The 17269-nt window shown below is 68.3% G+C and carries 12 protein-coding genes and 1 pseudogene; 6 read left to right on the forward strand and 7 right to left on the reverse strand.

What is annotated here, in order from left to right; all coding sequences use genetic code 11:
- Positions 1 to 12: 12 nt before the first annotated feature.
- From ACTWP9_RS03605 to ACTWP9_RS03615, 3 genes are all read right to left on the reverse strand, one after another.
- Positions 13 to 945 (reverse strand): asparaginase, encoded by a 933-nt coding sequence (locus tag ACTWP9_RS03605; protein ID WP_443244829.1) that lies wholly within the window; start codon positions 943 to 945, stop codon positions 13 to 15.
- A gap of 155 nt (positions 946 to 1100) precedes the next feature.
- Positions 1101 to 2576, reverse strand: a complete 1476-nt coding sequence (locus tag ACTWP9_RS03610) for an amino acid permease (protein WP_443244830.1) — start codon at positions 2574 to 2576, stop codon at positions 1101 to 1103.
- Positions 2577 to 2587: 11 nt separating this feature from the next.
- Positions 2588 to 3334: a FadR/GntR family transcriptional regulator gene (locus ACTWP9_RS03615; RefSeq protein WP_443244467.1), complete on the reverse strand. Its 747-nt coding sequence runs from the start codon at positions 3332 to 3334 to the stop codon at positions 2588 to 2590.
- 337 nt (positions 3335 to 3671) lie between these two features.
- On the opposite strand from ACTWP9_RS03615, the gene ACTWP9_RS03620 reads away from it, so the two are divergent.
- Together ACTWP9_RS03620 and ACTWP9_RS03625 are read left to right on the forward strand one after the other, a co-directional pair.
- Positions 3672 to 3878, forward strand: a complete 207-nt coding sequence (locus tag ACTWP9_RS03620) for a hypothetical protein (RefSeq protein WP_443244468.1) — start codon at positions 3672 to 3674, stop codon at positions 3876 to 3878.
- A 1918-nt stretch (positions 3879 to 5796) separates the two neighbouring features.
- Positions 5797 to 7503: pseudogene (locus ACTWP9_RS03625) on the forward strand (ATP-binding SpoIIE family protein phosphatase); the annotation flags it as partial.
- 85 nt (positions 7504 to 7588) lie between these two features.
- Here ACTWP9_RS03625 and ACTWP9_RS03630 read toward each other — a convergent pair.
- From ACTWP9_RS03630 to ACTWP9_RS03640, 3 genes are all read right to left on the reverse strand, one after another.
- On the reverse strand, positions 7589 to 8014 hold the full coding sequence (locus tag ACTWP9_RS03630) for a CBS domain-containing protein (protein ID WP_443244469.1): 426 nt from the start codon (positions 8012 to 8014) through the stop codon (positions 7589 to 7591).
- Positions 8015 to 8155: 141 nt separating this feature from the next.
- Entirely contained in the window at positions 8156 to 8710 is a 555-nt protein-coding gene (locus tag ACTWP9_RS03635; protein WP_443244470.1) for a helix-turn-helix domain-containing protein, read from the reverse strand.
- A 918-nt stretch (positions 8711 to 9628) separates the two neighbouring features.
- Positions 9629 to 10648, reverse strand: a complete 1020-nt coding sequence (locus tag ACTWP9_RS03640; RefSeq protein WP_443244471.1) for a LacI family DNA-binding transcriptional regulator — start codon at positions 10646 to 10648, stop codon at positions 9629 to 9631.
- 1160 nt (positions 10649 to 11808) lie between these two features.
- Between ACTWP9_RS03640 and ACTWP9_RS03645 the strand changes: the two genes are divergently transcribed.
- The 3 genes from ACTWP9_RS03645 (at position 11809) to ACTWP9_RS03655 (ending at position 15455) form a co-directional block, all read left to right on the forward strand.
- Positions 11809 to 12561 (forward strand): hypothetical protein, encoded by a 753-nt coding sequence (locus ACTWP9_RS03645; RefSeq protein WP_443244472.1) that lies wholly within the window; start codon positions 11809 to 11811, stop codon positions 12559 to 12561.
- Positions 12558 to 13490 (forward strand): DUF6895 family protein, encoded by a 933-nt coding sequence (locus tag ACTWP9_RS03650; protein ID WP_443244473.1) that lies wholly within the window; start codon positions 12558 to 12560, stop codon positions 13488 to 13490. The genes ACTWP9_RS03645 and ACTWP9_RS03650 overlap by 4 nt, the downstream gene beginning before the upstream one ends.
- A gap of 303 nt (positions 13491 to 13793) precedes the next feature.
- Positions 13794 to 15455, forward strand: coding sequence for a serine/threonine-protein kinase (locus tag ACTWP9_RS03655; protein WP_443244474.1), 1662 nt, complete (start codon positions 13794 to 13796; stop codon positions 15453 to 15455).
- Positions 15456 to 15755: 300 nt separating this feature from the next.
- On the opposite strand, the gene ACTWP9_RS03660 is transcribed toward ACTWP9_RS03655, so the two are convergent.
- Positions 15756 to 16682, reverse strand: a complete 927-nt coding sequence (locus tag ACTWP9_RS03660; RefSeq protein ID WP_443244475.1) for a CehA/McbA family metallohydrolase — start codon at positions 16680 to 16682, stop codon at positions 15756 to 15758.
- Positions 16683 to 16799: 117 nt separating this feature from the next.
- Here ACTWP9_RS03660 and ACTWP9_RS03665 point away from each other — a divergent pair, with 117 nt between their 5' ends.
- Entirely contained in the window at positions 16800 to 17159 is a 360-nt protein-coding gene (locus ACTWP9_RS03665) for an imine reductase family protein (RefSeq protein ID WP_443244476.1), read from the forward strand.
- The last annotated feature ends 110 nt before the right edge of the window (positions 17160 to 17269 follow it).

Raw genomic sequence — 17269 nt, forward strand, 5'->3', positions numbered from 1 at the left:
AGACAGGCCAGCTCATGAGGCGGCCAGTGCCCCCGCGGCCCGCAGGCTGCCGACGGCCGCGCCGCCGCCGATGACGGGCGTGGCGGCGAATCCGGCCAGGACTGCGGGGTCGACCCCGCACCGGGCGAGCGCCGCCGCGGTCACCGGCATCCGGGCGCGATCGGCGCCGTCGGCGATCTTCACGCCGACGGCGCGTCCGTCGGGCAGCGCCGCTACCTGCACGCCCTCGAAACCGTCCTTCGCGAGCAGGCCCGGTACCGCGCGCATCAGCCGGGCGACGTCCCGTCCGGTGCCCGAGGCCATCTCCGGGTGCTCCCGCATGGCCTGCGCAACCCGGCCCTCATGGGTGTCCGGCGCGGCCGTCGCCAGCCGTGCGACGGCGCGGGTGAGCCCGTGCAGGGACACCGCGAACAGCGGTGCCCCGCAGCCGTCGACGCTCACCCCGGCGAGCTCCTGTCCGGTGAGGTCAGCCACCGACTCGGCGACCGCCCGTTGCAGCGGGTGTCCGGGGTCGAGGTAGTCCGGCAGTGGCCAGTCCCGCAGCCTGGCCGTCATCAGCATTGCGGCGTGCTTGCCCGAGCAGTTCTGGGCGAGCCGGGTCGGGCCGAGCCCGCGGCGCAGCCACTCCTCGCGCTGTTCGGCGCCGTAGGGCAGGTCGGGGGTGTTGTGCAGATCGTCCTCGGCCAGTCCGGCGAGGCGCAGGATGTGCCGGGCGCCGGACAGCTGCCGGGCCTCGCCCGAGTGGCTGGCCGCGGTGAGGGCCAGCAGCTCGCCGTCCAGCTCCAGTCCGGCGCGCCGCAGGGCGACCGCCTGGAGAGGCTTGAGCGCCGAGCGCGGGTAGAAGGCGGCCTCGATATCGCCGGCCCGGAACTCCACGCTGCCGTCCGCGGCCAGCACCACGACCGAGCCGTGGTGGACGCCTTCGACGATCCCGCCGCGCACCATGTGGGCGAGCGGGACATGGGCGGGTGTACGGCGCACGGGCGGCTCTGTCAAAGGTCGCCGCGCTCCCAGCCGTTCCGTCGCAAGTTGCTCGGCAACTTGCTCGGCCGGGGGCACCGGCACCGCGGCCGTGCTCCCGTCCGCGGTACGGATCACGCTCATGCCTCGCCCTCGGTCCGCTCGGCTTCCGCCCGCCGGGCCTGAGCCGCGGCCCGGATGGATCCGACCCGGCCGCGTACCAGGAACCAGCCGCCCACCAGCGCCAGCGCGATCCCGGGCAGGGACATGACGGTGATCCGCCCCGCGCCGCCGTCGGCCCACATCAGGCCCAGGACGGAGACGAGGAACGCGAGCGTGACGAGCTCGGTCCACGGTGAGCCGGGCAGCCGGTAGCCGGGCCGGACGACCTCTCCGGCCTTGGCCTTCCGCCAGAAGAGCAGATGACTGATCATGATCAGCGCCCAGGTGGCCAGGATGCCGATCGCTGCGAAGTTCAGCACGATCTCGAACGCGTCGCTCGGCACGACGTAGTTGAGCCCCACGCCCAGGACGCAGACGGCCGAGGTGAGCAGGATGCCGCCGTACGGAACGTGGCTGCGGCTCATCACACCGGTGAACCCGGGCCCCGAGCCGGACAGCGCCATCGACCGCAGGATGCGCCCGGTCGAGTAGAGCCCGGAGTTGAGGCTGGACATCGCGGCGGTGAGGACGACGAGGTTCATGACGCCGCCCGCCGCGGGCACGCCGATGTTGGAGAGCACGGTCACGAAGGGGCTCTCGTCGGCCGAGTACGCGTCCCAGGGCAGCAGCATCGTCAGCAGCACCACCGAGCCGACGTAGAACAGGGCCACCCGCCACATGATGGAGTTGATCGCCTTGGGCATGATCTTCTCCGGCTCACGAGTCTCGCCTGCCGTGACACCGACCAGCTCGACCGAGGCGTAGGCGAAGACGACGCCCTGGATGACCAGCAGCATCGGCAGCATGCCGTGCGGGAAGACCCCGCCGCTGTCGGTGATCAGTGAAGGACCGGGGGAGTGGCCGTCCACCGGCTGCTGGGTGACCAGGAGGAAGATGCCGATCAGCATGAAACAGACCAGCGCGCCGACCTTGATGATCGCGAACCAGAACTCCATCTCACCGAAGATCTTCACGGATATCAGGTTCACGGCCAGCACGACGGCGAGCGCGATCAGGGCGATCACCCACTGCGGGACATCGCTGAACATTCCCCAGTAGTGCGTGTACGTCGCCACCGCCGTGATGTCGGCGATCCCGGTGGTTGCCCAGTTCAGGAAGTACATCCAGCCCGCGACGAACGCCCCCTTCTCGCCCAGGAATTCGCGGGCGTAGGAGACGAATGCACCGGAGGACGGGCGGTGCAGGACGAGTTCGCCCAGCGCCCGTACGACGAGGAAGGCGAAGACCCCGCAGACCGCGTAGGCCAGCGCAAGAGAGGGCCCGGCGCCCGCGAGCCGGCCGCCCGCGCCGAGGAACAGCCCGGTGCCGATGGCGCCACCGATGGCGATCATGTTGACGTGCCGGGACTTCAGGGACTTGCTGTATCCGACATCGCCGGCGTCGATGGCATCGAGGGACGCGGCGGCGGTGTGCTGCCGTTCCGTTTGCTGCAGGGTTCTTTCGGTCACGCCTGTTCTCCGCCTTCTTCCGTGAGGGGGCCGGTGGGGGCGGTGCGGTGGGGGCGCACGATGGATTCGAGGGTCGTCTCGACCCGTTCGAGGTGGTGCGTCATGGCGTCCACGGCGTCCTGCTCGGAGCCGTCCTCGAGCGCCTCCACGATCGCCCGGTGCTCGCGGTTGGACTGCTCGCGCCGTCCGCCCACGTCGTTGAGGAACGCCGACTGCTGGGCCAGCGCGTCGCGGATCTCCTCGACGAACCTGCGGAAGACCGGGTTCTGAGATGCCTGGGCGACCGCCAGATGGAAGAGGGAGTCCATCGCCACCCACGCGGTGGTGTCGGTCTCCTGCTCCATCCGGTCCAGCAGGTGGGAGAGCCGGTCGAGGTCTTCGGGAGTACGGCGCAGGGCCGCGTATCCGGCCACCGGGATCTCCACGTGGTGGCGCACCTCAAGGAGGTGGCTCGCCGTGTAGTCGCCGAAGGTCGGGTCCTCCACCGCGCCATTCGAGATGACGAAGGTGCCTTTGCCGGTGCGCGAGACCGTGAGCCCCATCGTCGCCAGGGCGCGCAGGGCCTCCCGCAGTACGGGCCTGCTCACCTCCAGACGACGGCAGAGCTCCGCCTCCGAGGGCAGCTTGTCGCCCACCGCGTACTCGCCGCGCTCGATGGCACCACGCAGATGCGTCAGGACGGCTTCCATCGCGCTGATGCGCCGGGGTATGCCTGAGGGTGTCTGGCTGTCTGACAGGTTCACGATGCAGGATCCTCAATGGCATGAGGGAGCCGTGTCAAGGGGCGGAGAGCTGTCAGATTCTGCGCGACCTGCCCCGCTCGGAACGCGGGCCCCGGCCTGACCACCACCAAGACGTCCTCCGAAGCCGCACAGGGCAGCCCCAGGCGGAAGAGGGATCTCTGCCGGCCCAGGGGCGTCCCCCAGGTGATGGGCATGTTGGTCTTCGACGATGCAGCGGGGCCCCGATACCGTACTGGGATGACGATTGTGCTGGTCATGGCGTGTTCGGCGGCCGTGATACGGCACTGAACAGTCCTGGCGCGTGGCGAGGCGTGACATTGGGGTTGTGGAGGCAGCCGTGGCGGAGTCACGAGACGACGGCCGGCTGGCCGGGCGCCTGGCGGCCGTAGCTGCGTTGGGGTTCGTGCTGGTCATCCCGCCGTTGTTGGCGCAGTTCGACCAACGGGACCGGGTCTTCGGCGTCCCGGTTCTCTGGGCGTACATCTATCTCGTATGGGCGATCGTGATCGGCCTGGTCGCCGTCATCGTCGCCAGATCGCGGTAGTGCTGTGCTTCGGACCGGGGTCATCGTCGCTGTTTCGGTGGCGTACCTCGGTGTGCTCTTCGCTGTGGCCTTCTATGCCGATCGGCGGGCAGACACCGGCCGGAGCCTGATCAACAGCGGCACGGTCTACGCCCTCTCCCTTGCGGTGTTCGAAACCGCGTGGGCGCTCTACGGCAACGTGGGCTCGGCCGCCACGACCGGTATCGGCTTCCTGGGGTTCTACCTGGGGCCAGTGATCACGTTCGCGCTCGGCTGGCTGGTGCTGCGCAGAATCATCCGGATCAGCCGTCGGCACCGGGTCACTTCGCTGGCCGACTTCGTCTCCGCCCGCTACGGCAAGAGCGCGGTGTTGGGCGGGCTGGTCACGATCATCGCTGTGGTCGGGGTTGTTCCGTATATCTCGCTACAGCTCAAAGCCGTCTCCAACACCTTTGAGATCATTCGGCGGTATCCGGGGATCACCTCCCCGTCGGATCTGGGCCATGTTCCGCTGCTTCAGGACACCGGCCTGTATGCAGCGCTGCTGCTCGCTGTGTTCACCATCCTCTTCGGCACCCGCCACCTGGACACCGCTGAACGCCACGAGGGCATGGTTGCGGCGGTCGCATTCGAGTCCGTGGTCAAGCTCGGGGCGATTCTCGCGGTCGGGGTCTTTGTGACCTTCTGGATGTTCCGGGGGTTCGACGACCTGTTCACCCAGGCAGTGAACGCCGACCTCACCCAACTGTTCACGCTGCGAGGGCACACCGGCTACGGCACATGGGTCTGGCTCACGGTGCTGTCCATGCTGTCGATCATGCTGCTGCCGCGGCAGTGGCAGGTCACCTTTGTCGAAAACGTGGACGAGCGGCACCTCAAGCGGGCGATGTGGCTGTTCCCGCTGTATTTGCTCGCGAACACCTTCTTCGTCATTCCGATCGCAGCCGGTGGGCTTCTGCGGCTCGGGAAGGCCGCCGACGCCGACTCCTACGTGCTGACCCTCCCGATGGTCGAAGGGCAGCAGGCACTCGCGCTGTTCGTCTTCATCGGCGGCCTCAGCGCGGGCACCGCAATGATCACCGTCGAGACCATCGCGCTCAGCACCATGGTGTCGAACTCACTGGTGATGCCGCTGCTGCTGCGCGGCAAGTCCCGGCTGGCGCACCGGGACGACGTCACCGGCCTGGTACTGGGCATCCGCCGGACGACCATCGTGCTGGTCCTGCTGCTCGGGTATGCGTACTTCCGACTCGCAGGCGAGGGACGGGCGTTGACGTCGTTCGGCCTGGTGTCGTTCGCTGCTGTGGCACAGTTCGCGCCCGCGATCCTCGGCGGTCTGTTCTGGAAGAACGGCACCCGCTGGGGCGTGCTGGTGGGCCTTGTGGCGGGCTTCTTCATGTGGGGGTACACCCTGCTGCTGCCGAGCTTCGCCGAGGCCGGGCTGCTGCCTGCCTCGTTCCTGCGTGAGGGCCCGCTCGGCATTGAGCTGCTCCGGCCGCAGCAGCTGTTCGGCCTGGCGGGAATGGACCCGATCAGCCATGCGATGTTCTGGAGCGCACTGGTGAACGTCGGTGGGTATGTCGCCGTCTCACTCGCCGGACGACCGAACGCCGCCGAGCGGGCGCAGGCGGTGCAGTTCGTCGATATCTTCGCGGAGCCTGCCAGAGAGCGGCGCTGGCAGGCCCGTGCCACGGTCGGCACATTGCAGACAATGCTGGAGCGCTTCCTCGGGCGGGAGGGCGCCGAGCGGGCGATGCGCTCCTACCCCGGAACGAGACCCGACTCACCCGAAGCCGCAGCGACCCCGGATCTGATCCATCACGCGGAAGCCCAGCTCTCCGGCCCCATTGGCGCGGCGTCCGCGCGGCTTGCGGTCGACGCGGTGGTCGGAGAGGAACCACTCCGCACCGATGAGGTGATGGAGATGATCGGCGAGGCGTCGCAGAGGGTCGAGCTGGTCCGGGGGCGGCTGGAGTTCCTCTACGACGCGACCCGCGGTATGGGCACCACCCTCGATGTGACTCATACGGCCGAGGAGCTGGCTCAGGTCGCGGTCCCGCGCTTCGCCGACTACGTCACCGTCGACCTGGCCGAGCCCGTGCTGCGCGGCGAAGAACCGGGGGTGAACGGCAGCGGCACCAGTGACAGCAGCACGCTGATGCGGCGCACGGCCGTCAGCGGCATCCGCGAGGACACTCCCTTCTTCCCCGTCGGCGACCTGGTCACTTTCACGCCGTCCTCGCCACCCGCCCGCTGCATCGAGACAGGGCGGGCGATCCTGGTGCCCCGGCTGCGTGACTCCCTGGGGTGGCAGACCGTGGATCGGGGGCGGGCCTCCCGCATCCTCGATTACGGAGTCCACTCGCTCATCTCGGCACCGCTGCCCGCCCGCGGCGTACTGCTGGGCGTTGTCAACTTCTGGCGCTCGGAGACGCCCGAGCCTTTCGAGCAGGACGATCTCTCCCTCGCGGCCGAACTGGCCGCCCACGCTGCCGTGTCCCTCGACAACGCACGCCGCTACACCCGCGAGCACGGCATGGCCGTGGCGCTTCAGCGGAGTCTGCTGCCCCGCACCCTGCCTGAACAGAGCGCCGTCGAGGTCGCCTCCCGCTACCTTCCCGCGCAGGAGGGAGCCGGCGGCGACTGGTTCGATGTCATCCCCTTGTCAGGTGCCCGGGTCGCCCTGGTGATGGGCGACGTCGTCGGGCACGGACTGCACTCTGCCGCCACCATGGGACGGCTGCGCACCGCCGTGCACAACTTCTCCTCCCTCGATCCGCCGCCCGACGAACTCCTCGGCCACCTCGACGAATTGGTCACCCGCACCGACCAGGACGCCATCGTGGCCGGCGACGAGACCACGATGACCGGCGCCACCTGCCTGTACGCCGTCTACGACTCCGTGTCCCGTAGCTGTGCCATCGCCAGGGCCGGCCACCCGATGCCCGCCCTCGCGCACCCCGACGGCACGGTGGAGTTCCTGGACGTACCTTCGGGTCTTCCCCTCGGCATCGGCGGACTGCCCTTCGAGTCCGCCGAGTTGCAGCTCTCCGAGGGCAGCAGACTCGTCCTGTTCACCGATGGCCTTGTCGAACGCCGCGACCAGGACATCGACACCGGGCTCCGGCTGCTCGGCGAGACCCTGGCGCGCGCGGACCAGTCCCCCGAGCAGACCTGCGACGCCGTGCTCGACGCCCTGCTCCCGGAAGTCCAAAGCGACGACATCGCGCTGCTCGTCGCCCGTACGCGGGTGCTGGGAGCCGGACAGGTCGCACAGTGGGACGTGGAGCAGGACCCCGCAGCCGTTCCCCGAGTACGCGCCGCCGTCTCCGCACGGCTGACGGAGTGGGAGCTGGAAAGCCTCGCGGACACCACGGAACTGATCCTCAGCGAGCTGATCACCAACGCCATGCGGTACGGCGTCGGGCCGATCAAGGTGCGGCTGCTGCGCGACCGTACGCTCACCTGCGAGGTCTACGACCGCAGCCTCACCTCACCGCACCTGCGCTACGCAGCCACCATGGACGAGGGCGGACGGGGACTCTTCCTCGTCGCCCAGCTCACCGCGCGCTGGGGCACCCGCTACACCAAGGACGGCAAGGTCATCTGGGCCGAGCAGACCGCGCCGGGGACGCCCGGCAGTTGACCGACCGACCCCGCCCGCGAACCGTCGGGCCGTGTGCGGGTGAGTTGGTGCCGGTCCCTGTCCCGAGGCCGCCAGGTGCCAGGTGTCAGGCGTAGACGCGTTCCACAAACTCTGCGAGCTGGCGATCGCTCAGGTGGCGGGCCAGGTCGGACTCGCTGATCATGCCGATCAGGCGCTTGTTCTCATCGATGACCGGCAGACGCCGAATCTGACTGGTCTCCATCTCCCGAAGGACCTCGTTCACGTCCGCATCCGCGCTGATCCAGCGCGGCGTGCCCCGGCACAGGTCTCCAGCCGTGACGCGCGAGGGGTCGTGACCCGCAGCGACGCACCCGAGCACGATGTCACGGTCGGTAAGGATGCCGCACATGCGTTCATTGGGGTCGGTGGGGTCGCTGACCGGCAGGGCGCCCACATCGAGTTCGCGCATGAGCTGTGCGGCCCGGTCGAGTGTTTCGGTGGCGGGCACCCAATTGGCGCCACGGTTCATGATGTCGGCTGCGGTGGCCATGGGGGCTCCTCTTGTCGACGTAATCCGCTCCCACCCCTCCCCATCGTCCCCGGTACAACCGATATGTGCCATTCGAGTACGTGAGGGAGAGCACGGCCCCTCACCGATGCCGGAGAGCACTCGTTTGTGTCGGCCGCATCGTCAGGCCGCGCCCTCGGCGCGGGCCGGCCGTAGGGAGTGCCTCCTTATGCGGTCTGCCAGGACTGCCGTCCGTACCCGATTGGTTGTGCCCAGCTTTGTATAGATGGCGCTGATGTGATCCTTGACGGTCGACACGCTGATCAGCAGGCGGCGGCCGATCTCGGCGTTGGACAGTCCCTCGACGAGGAGGGAGAGAACTTCCCGCTCCCGGTCCGAGAGGGTCGCTGCCCGGGTGTAGGTGCCCTCGGGGAGCGGAACCCGGAGCTCATCGACGAGCGCGGGGGAAGCTTTCTCTCCCAGCACCCAACTTCCGGAGGCGAGCAGACGGACCGCGTTGGTCAGCTCGGCCGGAGCGGCATCCCGCAACAGAATGCCCGTCGCGCCCGCGAGGAGCGCGGCGGTGGCGAACCGCAGATCCGGGGATCCGGTGAGCACACCGACGCCGGGCGTCCGCGGCAGCGCACGCAACTCGGAGAGCAGCGAAAGGGTTTCGTCCGGTGCACCGTCGTGGTTCAGCAGTACCACCTGAGGATTGAGAAGTGCGGTGGTTTCCAAGGCGGTCGACTGTCCGCAGACTGCTGGTACTTGAATGTCGACCGCTTCCTCCAGTGTTCTTTTTGCGCCGACAAGGAGCAGATTCTCGTTACCAACAACGATGACGCAGATCACGGTGTGTCCCTTGTGAGAGGACGGCAGGGCCGCGTGTGCGTTCCAATGAGGCCGACCTTTTCGTTCCGTCAGGAGCCTCTTGCGTTACCGGGAGTCCAGTCAATGCCGTCCCGGCGGTTTTGAGCTTCGCCTGAGGGTTTCCGGTTGGTAACCGCGAACAATCGGCCAATCGGTGCCGGATAACGACCACTTGGTGGGTTCGCCGCGGGAGCGCCACGCCACTCTCCCGGTAAATGACCCCGCAAGGTCCTCGTTTCCGAATTGCTGCGTGAGCTGGGAGCTGGACGGCAAGGTGGCCATTCTTTTCGGGCACACCACAACTGGTGAGCGACCACTTCCCATGGTGTGTGCACTTTCAAATAAGTCGAACACCATCAGTACGGGACACAGGAAGGAGATCCATTGAATGAGGAACGGCGGCCCGTCCGTGCCGTGAGCCAGGCGGGGCGGGGCCGCGCCCCCCTCCGGCGCGGCCCCCGCCCCAGACCCGGCTTTCCCGTCCTTACCGGAGCGGGTAGCCGTCGTTGGCGGAGAAGTCCTGATTCGGCGAAGAGGTGGAGCGGGCCGCCCTTCTTGTACAGCTGACATTTTGCGAGGGGCGCTCTTTTGGCGGGCGGAGCTCTGTTCGCCTTTGTCGTCGCGGCGTAGATTCCCAGGCCGGAGTCGTACATCCCCAGGTCGTAAACTTGTCCTCGACAGTGCCCTGCGCCTCGATTGGCGCGGTGCCGGGGTCTGCTTTTTCAAGACAGGGAAACGGGGGAGACGGAGAAAGCGGGGGAAACGGGGGAAAGGAAGGACGGCGCGCTACTGAGTTCCGCGCAGGCGGGGCGGAGCAGTTGTCTCGCGAAGCACCAGGCCGATGGGCATCTCCGTATAGACGGGCGGTGGGGAATCCGGCTCCTCCAACTGCCGCAGCAGCAGCCGGGCCGCCTCGGTGCCTTGGTCCGTCACAGATTGAGCCACCGTGGTCAGGCCGACCACGTCGGCCAGTTCGTGGTTGTCGAAGCCGACGACGGACACATCGTCAGGCGTCTTCAAGCGGTGTTTCCGCAGGGATCGCAGCGCGCCCATCGCCATCTCGTCGGACTGGGCGAAGACGGCTGTCGGCGGACGCGCCACGGCCAGCAGTTCGGTCATGGCCCGTTCACCGCCCGCGATGGTGAATCCACCATCGGCTTCCAGGGCGGTGTCATGGTCGATGCCTGCCTCGTCGAGGACGTCGAGGTATGCCCGACGGCGCTCGATGGGCGTCGTCCATTGCTGCGGTCCGCTCGCACCGGCGATCATGCCGATCCTGCGGTGACCGAGGTTCACCAGATGCCGTATCGCCTGCGTTGCCCCCGCGTAGTCGTCGATGCCGACCACGGTGAACCCGGGACGCGGGCCACCGACGGTGGTGGCCATCGGTACCCCTAGGGTGTGGAGCGCCGCAGCCTCCTGCTCGGTAGGAATCAGCAGGCACAGCATGGCGTCCACGCTTTTGCGGGCCGGCATCTTGCTGAAGAACCGGTTCCTGGCTTCGTGCGAACCGAGGTTGTACAGCATGACGTCATAGCCTGCGGCGCTGAACACCTGCTCGGCACTGTCGAGCACCGTGCCGAAGAACCAGCGGCTCACATACGGCGCCACCACACCGATCGTGAATGTGCGGCCACTGGCGAGGGTCGCCGCGGACCGGGACGCGGTGTACCCGAGCGACTCAGCCACGGCCGCGATCTGCGCTCGTACGTCCTCCGAGACGCCCGGCCGGCCGCGTAGCGCGCGTGACACGGTCGACGCCGAGACGCCAGTGGCGTGGGCGACATCCACGATGCTGACCGCCACAGCAGACTTCTCCTCTCACCGGATCACATCGGTGGGATCCGCAGGTGGACAGACGGTACGACTGGGAGACTTAATTGCGCAAGCGTTTGCGTCTATCTACTTGGTCCGCTGGGGGGAGCCTCAAGGCGCTGCATTCGGCACCGGGTTGCCCGGCGGCTTCGACCAGTGGGCCGCTCTCGGCCGGTTCGGTGAGCAGTCGAATGCCGGGAGGGTGGCATGCGCCATGCGCCCCTTCATGCTGGGGCGCAAACGTTGTCCCTGAACGCTGCGGCCAGCCGATACGCTCGGGTTGCGCCGCCGCCCCCATGCCGCCGAGGCATGAGGCGGCGACGCACGACTGGTCATCAGGAGAAGAAGAGGCCCTGGCCAGCGACGGGGGACACTGACCAGGGCCGGTCCATGGGCGGGCGGAGAAGGGGTGACCAGGGCAGGGCGTGAAACAGGGGCTCTGAATCCCCACTTCCCCCTCCGTCAACGCAAGCGCTTGCGTCACACACTATGGCTACTCGATACAGCTCGCACAAGTACTCACTGTGAACCTGGCTGAAATCACCGCCCTGCCCTTCGGCGCCGAGCTTCTGTGACCGACGGGCCGAACCCCGCGGACTTGAGACACTCTCCCAGCATGTGGCGGCGGATGCCTCCGTCGGTCCCGACGGCCGGCACCACCGACCGACCGGCAAATCCGGCCACAGTCCGAAGTCGCCCGGGACGCCGCAGACGCCGGCGGATGCGGCCGCCTCGGCCTCTTGGGGGGTGCGCTCCGGCCATCTGGCCGATGGTGACCGCCAGGGAACCGTCATAGTTTCTTCACCGAAGCGCCATCGAAGGCGATGGCGCCGGTTCGTGGAAGAACGCCGGGCACATGAAGGAGACGCACCATTCAGTCGGCACAGCCTCAGCACTCCCGGCGGAGTCCGCGGCAGTGATGGAGCTGACGGTCCGGCACGAAGCGAGCGTGGGTGACGCACCTCAGTACTGCCCTGAGGCGGTAGGCGGGCTGTTCGCGGCCCTGCTTCTGCTGTCCCTGAAGGAGCCCAAGGACAAGTCGTAACGGGCTTCTTGCCTATCGCACTCAAGGAAGAGTGCCGCTTCGGTGAAAACCGCTTTGTAGCGAACGGGCTTCGCCCGTGGTGCAGTTGGTGGAGGTGAATCTGCGGATGTCATACGTTGGCACCGCGCCGCGTGCGGAGTATGCAGAGGCGGTCGAACAACTCGCCGCCCGCGTCCTCGGTGCCCTTCAGGGCGCCGGGGGCACGGGCCCGGGTGTGCTGGGCGCCTATCTTCGGGGCGCGGCTGACAGGAAGGTGGCGCTGGCCGCCGTGCGCGTACTCGGGGCGGACGTGCTTGCCCCGTACGTGCTGCGGGGTCTGCCGGTCGACGCGGAGGAAGCGGAGGCGGTGGCGGCGGCATACCGCGTGTTTCCGCTGACCATGGCCGATCCCGGCGCCGCCCGGATCACGGCGTCGCGCGACTGGGCCACGGCCCAGGTCCTGGCCTTGTCCGGCTGGCGCCTGGCGGATGTGCCGCTGCCTGATGCACCGCCGGCTCCGTACGCGGCTTCGGAAGAGTCCCAGGGGTTCCACTGGCAGAGCTGGTCCGTGTGCATGGCCCAGCTGTCGCCGCTGGCGCTGCCCGCTCTGGACAGCCCGGTACACGCTGCGGCGCACCGCCACGCGGTGTGGCTCTCGCGCAGCGTCGCACGCTCCATGCTGCGCCGGGACCCCGCCACCGCCATCGGCCTCGCCCGCTGGCTGACGTTGGTGCGGGTCCGTGGGACGGATGCCCCGCTGGACCCCGCACCGGTCTTGGACCACATGCTGCTGTTCGGTGCGAGAGATGCGCGTACGGCGCTCGAGGTCGCGATCAGCCGGTGGATGTTACGCCCGAACGGACGGAGGAGAAGCCGATGAGCGCGCCGATGCCGGTGACGGCCACGGCCCACCGGGTCGCCATCCGGGCCCTTGACTGGTTGCGCAGGACCGAGGTCTACGGCGGCCTGCCCGCGGACACCACAGCCGAACTGGCCGACCCCGACAGCATGTACAAGCCCCTCGGCGAGACGGCCATGGTCTGCTCGCTCGTCCTGCGCGAAGGCGTCACCGGACGGCGGGAGACACGGACGGCCCGCGAGCTGCTCGACTTCGCCTGGCAGCAGCTGCGCGAGGGCGACCGGCTGTACGAGCGGCAGCTACGGCATCCGGTGACGACCGACCCGTTGGAGCTCTACACGCACTTCGTCAGGGCGGGCTACCGTCACCCACGCCTGGACGGCCTGCTCGCGCATCTGGACGGTCTCCGCTCGTGGCACGCCGTCGAGATGATGCCCAACCGCCGCCTCGCCGTCGCCAACGCCGCCCGCGTAGCCGGCATCGTCGGCGAGCAGGACTGGCAGGCGCTCGCCGCGGAAACATGGCTCGGCCGCACGCCTGAGCCGTGGGCCATCGACTGGGCGACCGCGTACAACCTCACCCACACCGTCTTCCACCTCACTGACTGGGGCGCCCGGCCGAACGCCATGCCCAGCGAGCTCCAGTCGTATCTGACCACCTGGCTGCCGGTCTGGATCGACATCTGGAAAGAGGTCGCGCAGTGGGATCTGGTCGGCGAACTGCTGATCGTCGGCGCATGCCTGGAGAAACCGCTGTGCGACCGTACGGTGTGGGAGGAGCTCGCCGCGGCGCAGCACGACGACGGCCTGCTGCCGCGCGACGCGGAACCCGTGCCCGACGATCCGGCCGAGGCATTCAGGATTCACCAGCACACGACTCTCGTGGCCGCCGCGGCCGGCACCCTGACGCTGTCCTGCACGCTCGGCACGCCTGCCCCAGTGGGGCTGTAGGCCGCCGATGAGCATGACCGCACAGGCCCGGGTGCTTCACGGCGTTTGCCGGGTTCTCCCCGAACGCGGGTGTCGGCCTGGCCGCAGCTGCCGACACCACACCCACCCGCCGCGGGGGGTTGTTCCGAGCCGGCCGGCATGGTGCAATCTGGCCAATATTCTGGTTGGCAAAGAGTCGATCGCGGCAATCGGCTCCCTCGCGCTGGAGACGCCGAGGCTACTGACGTGGAAACACGTCACAATCCCGCAACTTGGGCACCTTGCGTGGTGATCCGCCACTTGCTTTTGTGATGATCTGTGGCCATGACGCACCAAGGGGGACGCCCGTACGAGCCGACGAGCCAGTGGGTTCAGCCACCATCACAGCAGGACCCGTACAACCAACTGCACAGCCCGTACTCCCAGCAGAACGAGGCGTCTCCGCATCACACGCCCACTCACGTCGCGCCGCAGCAGCAGGCGCAGCCGGACCCGGGTGCGGGGCGGCTGATCGCGGGCCGTTACCGGCTGCTGACCAAGCTCGGCCACGGCGGAATGGGCACCGTGTGGCGGGCCAAGGACGAGATGATGGACCGCGAGGTGGCGGTCAAGGAGCCGCGGCTCCCGGAGCACCTTCCGGAGCGGGAGCGGGCCAACGCGTTCGAACGGATGCGCCGTGAGGCCAGGGCCGCGGCCCGGCTCGACCACCCGGCGGTCGTCAACGTCCACGACGTGGCGGTCGAGGAGGGGCAGCCGTGGATCGTCATGGAGTTCCTCCAGGGCCGGTCGCTGGCCGACGCATTGCAGGAGGGAACCCTCGACTCGCGCGAGGCGGCCCGTATCGGCCTGGAGGTACTGGGCGCCCTTGATGCCGCGCACCAGGCGGGAATCCTGCACCGCGACGTCAAGCCGGACAACGTCATGCTCGGTCGGCACGGCCGGGTGATCCTGACCGACTTCGGGATTGCACAGATCGAGGGCGAGACGAATCTGACGGAAACGGGCGGGTTCGTCGGCTCACCCGAGTTCATCGCACCGGAGCGAGTACTGGGCCGGCGGCCCGGCCCTGCGAGCGACCTCTGGTCGCTGGGCGTCGTGTTGTACGCCGCTACCGAGGGCATCTCGCCGTTCCGGCGCAACAACACGCCGGCAACCCTGCAGTCGGTGCTCAACGGGACGCCCGCGGCTCCCGCCTCGGCGAAGGGCCCGTCAGCCGAAGTGATCAACGGGCTCCTCAACAAGGACCCGGCCCGGCGTCCGAACGCGACCCAGGTCCGGAAGCTGCTGGAGGAGGCGGCGAAACCGCCGCAGCCCACCCAGGTGGTACGGGTTGCGGGCCCGGGCGGCGGCAAGGGCATCGGTCTCAGCCGTAAGGGCTGGATCGCGGTCGGTACGGGGGGCCTGGCCGTCGTGGTCGCGGGCGTACTGCTGGTCGTCAACCCGTTCGCGGGACCGCTGCCGGACGGGTGGAAGACAGAACAGGTCGAGGGCCTGAGCGCGACGATGGTGGTACCCGAGGGATACAAGAAGTCGGTACCGGACGCCGACTCCCCAAAGGACGAACGCTGGGTCCAGTACGCCGATTTGAGCGATGCGGTGCGGATCACTCTGCACCTGGAGAAGAAGTCCGACGACAGCTTCGGCAACAGCGTCGCCGAGTCGGCTGCCGCCGAGATGTACGACGACAATGCCACCTACAAGGAGAGCGGCAGCAGCGATCTCGGCATGGACTCGGAGCCGGCTCCCAAGAGCTATCCCAAGGAGACCACGTACAAGGACAAGAAGGCTGCCGAGAACACCATCACCTTCTCGTCGACCGACAGCGAGAACCAGCTTCCGCGCGAGGCGAAGATCTTCTACTACCGGACCACGTCCGGCGACATGTACAAGCTGGTGATCACCTATCCCGGCAAGGGCGACTTCACCGATCGGGGCAGGGAAGTGGCCAAGACCGCCATTGCCAACCTCGGCCTCGACAAGTTGTGAAAGCCTCTGCCCACGCAGCTGAGAACGGTCGCCCGGGCCGATCTGGACGGCGCCGCCCCTCGCGCACAGCAGCGAGCCGAGATCGCCGAACGGTACGGCGCGCCTGACCGCAGCGCGACACTCCCGACCCGCATGGCTGTGTCGCCGAGCCCGGGAGGCCCGTGATCCTCAAGCGCGCGGACTGCTGGCGCCGCCCGGACGCGAGCCGTACGCAGCAGAGGACGGGAGGTGGCGCCCTCCGCCTCCTACGTACCAGACCGCCCCCACGCTCAGGGTCGACAACGAGGGCACCGCCGCCGGCTAGATCTGCGTGGAAGCGTGGGGTCGTGCTCGCAACTGGATGGGGTTGCTCCAGGCGCGTCCTCCGGTGGCGTCCTCGACGGTCACCCGGCAGTAACCACGTTCGAACATCGCCACAGGCAGGGAAGCCTCCGTCAATGCTTCGCCTTCGACCACCTGCGCGCCTGGAGCGCCCCCACTGAGGAAGACCTTGCGTGCCGGGGAGCAGCGCACCTTGATCAGGCCGTCTTCGAGTCGGATGTCGAGCAGCTCAGGGCCGGTACTGGAGTAGTAGTGGCCGGCTTTGAGGGAGTACAGGAGCGCCGCAGGGTCGAGGGACTGGGCGCGGACCTGTACCCAGGCCGCGCACCCCGGCGGGTCCTGGGGCTGGAAGTGGGCATCGTCGGCGGCGTAGGCATGCAGCCGGTGTCCCCGGTTGAGCAGGACGTCGGTCAAGTGCCAGCTCTCGGCCCGGTCCTCGCGCGCGGACAGCGCGTTGTAGACCTCGACCGCGTGGGCCGCATCCAGGCTTTCGGCATCAGCAGCGGTGAGCAGTGAAGCCGCCGGATGGGCCATACCGATGAACGCGCCCGCGGTACGTGCCCGGCGTGCCAGCTCCGGACCGCTCTCGCCCGGCTCGGGCGGCGAGAAGTCAAGGGGGAGTCCTACAGCGACAATGTGCCACTTCGGTCCGGCCTCGGTGCGCGGGGCGTGGAGTTCGGCGCCCAGCAACGTGGTGAATCCGGGCGTACGCAACGGCCGAGTGTCCGTGACCGGGAAGCCGTACTCGGTCCGAAAGTGATCGGTGACGGCCAGGAAGTCATAGCCGGCCTCCCGATAGCGGCGCACCGTCTCCGCGGGGGAGAGCGCTCCGTCGGATCGATCGGAGTGCGTGTGCAGATTGCCCCTCCAGAAACGACCTGGCTGGTTGAACGGCAGATCGATCACACGAGTCCCCCTCAGTTGTCCGTCCTCGACTTGCGCGACAGTGACCGAAGCGCGGCTGACCTGTCGACGGGACATTCCCCGCCGAAAGGTTCGCGGAACGCGTCAACGATGGCCGGCTTGGCCATGATGTGGAGCGTCCTGAACGCCTGGCTCCAGGGCACCGCCATGCTCAGGACGGCCGGGGTCGACGCTGCAACATATGCGCCGTTCGCGCAGCAGATCGCTGCCGGTGTGGCCGAATGGCTGCCTGGATATGCCGAGCAGATCGACAGCGGCTCCTTCCCGGCCGAGGTGTCGGCCCTGGAGACCGACGCGCGGGCGATGGCCCACCTGATCGAGGAGAGCGAGGCGGTGGGTGTCAACGCCGAACTGCCGAAACTGATCAAGGCGATGGCCGACCGCTCGATCGCCGCCGGACACGGCGGGGAGCAGTATCCCGTGCTGATCGAAGAGTTCCGCAAACCCCGCGACGACTGAACGGTCCCGACACCCGGCCCTCGTCCCGGCGTTGCGCACGGTGGGCTGCCCCGATCGTGAATCACCAACGGCCGAGGGCGTGGGATCAGTGGTGCTCGCCGCGGGAGGGG

This window comes from Streptomyces sp. 3N207 (genome assembly GCF_052246355.1).
In the GTDB taxonomy this organism is placed as follows: domain Bacteria; phylum Actinomycetota; class Actinomycetes; order Streptomycetales; family Streptomycetaceae; genus Streptomyces.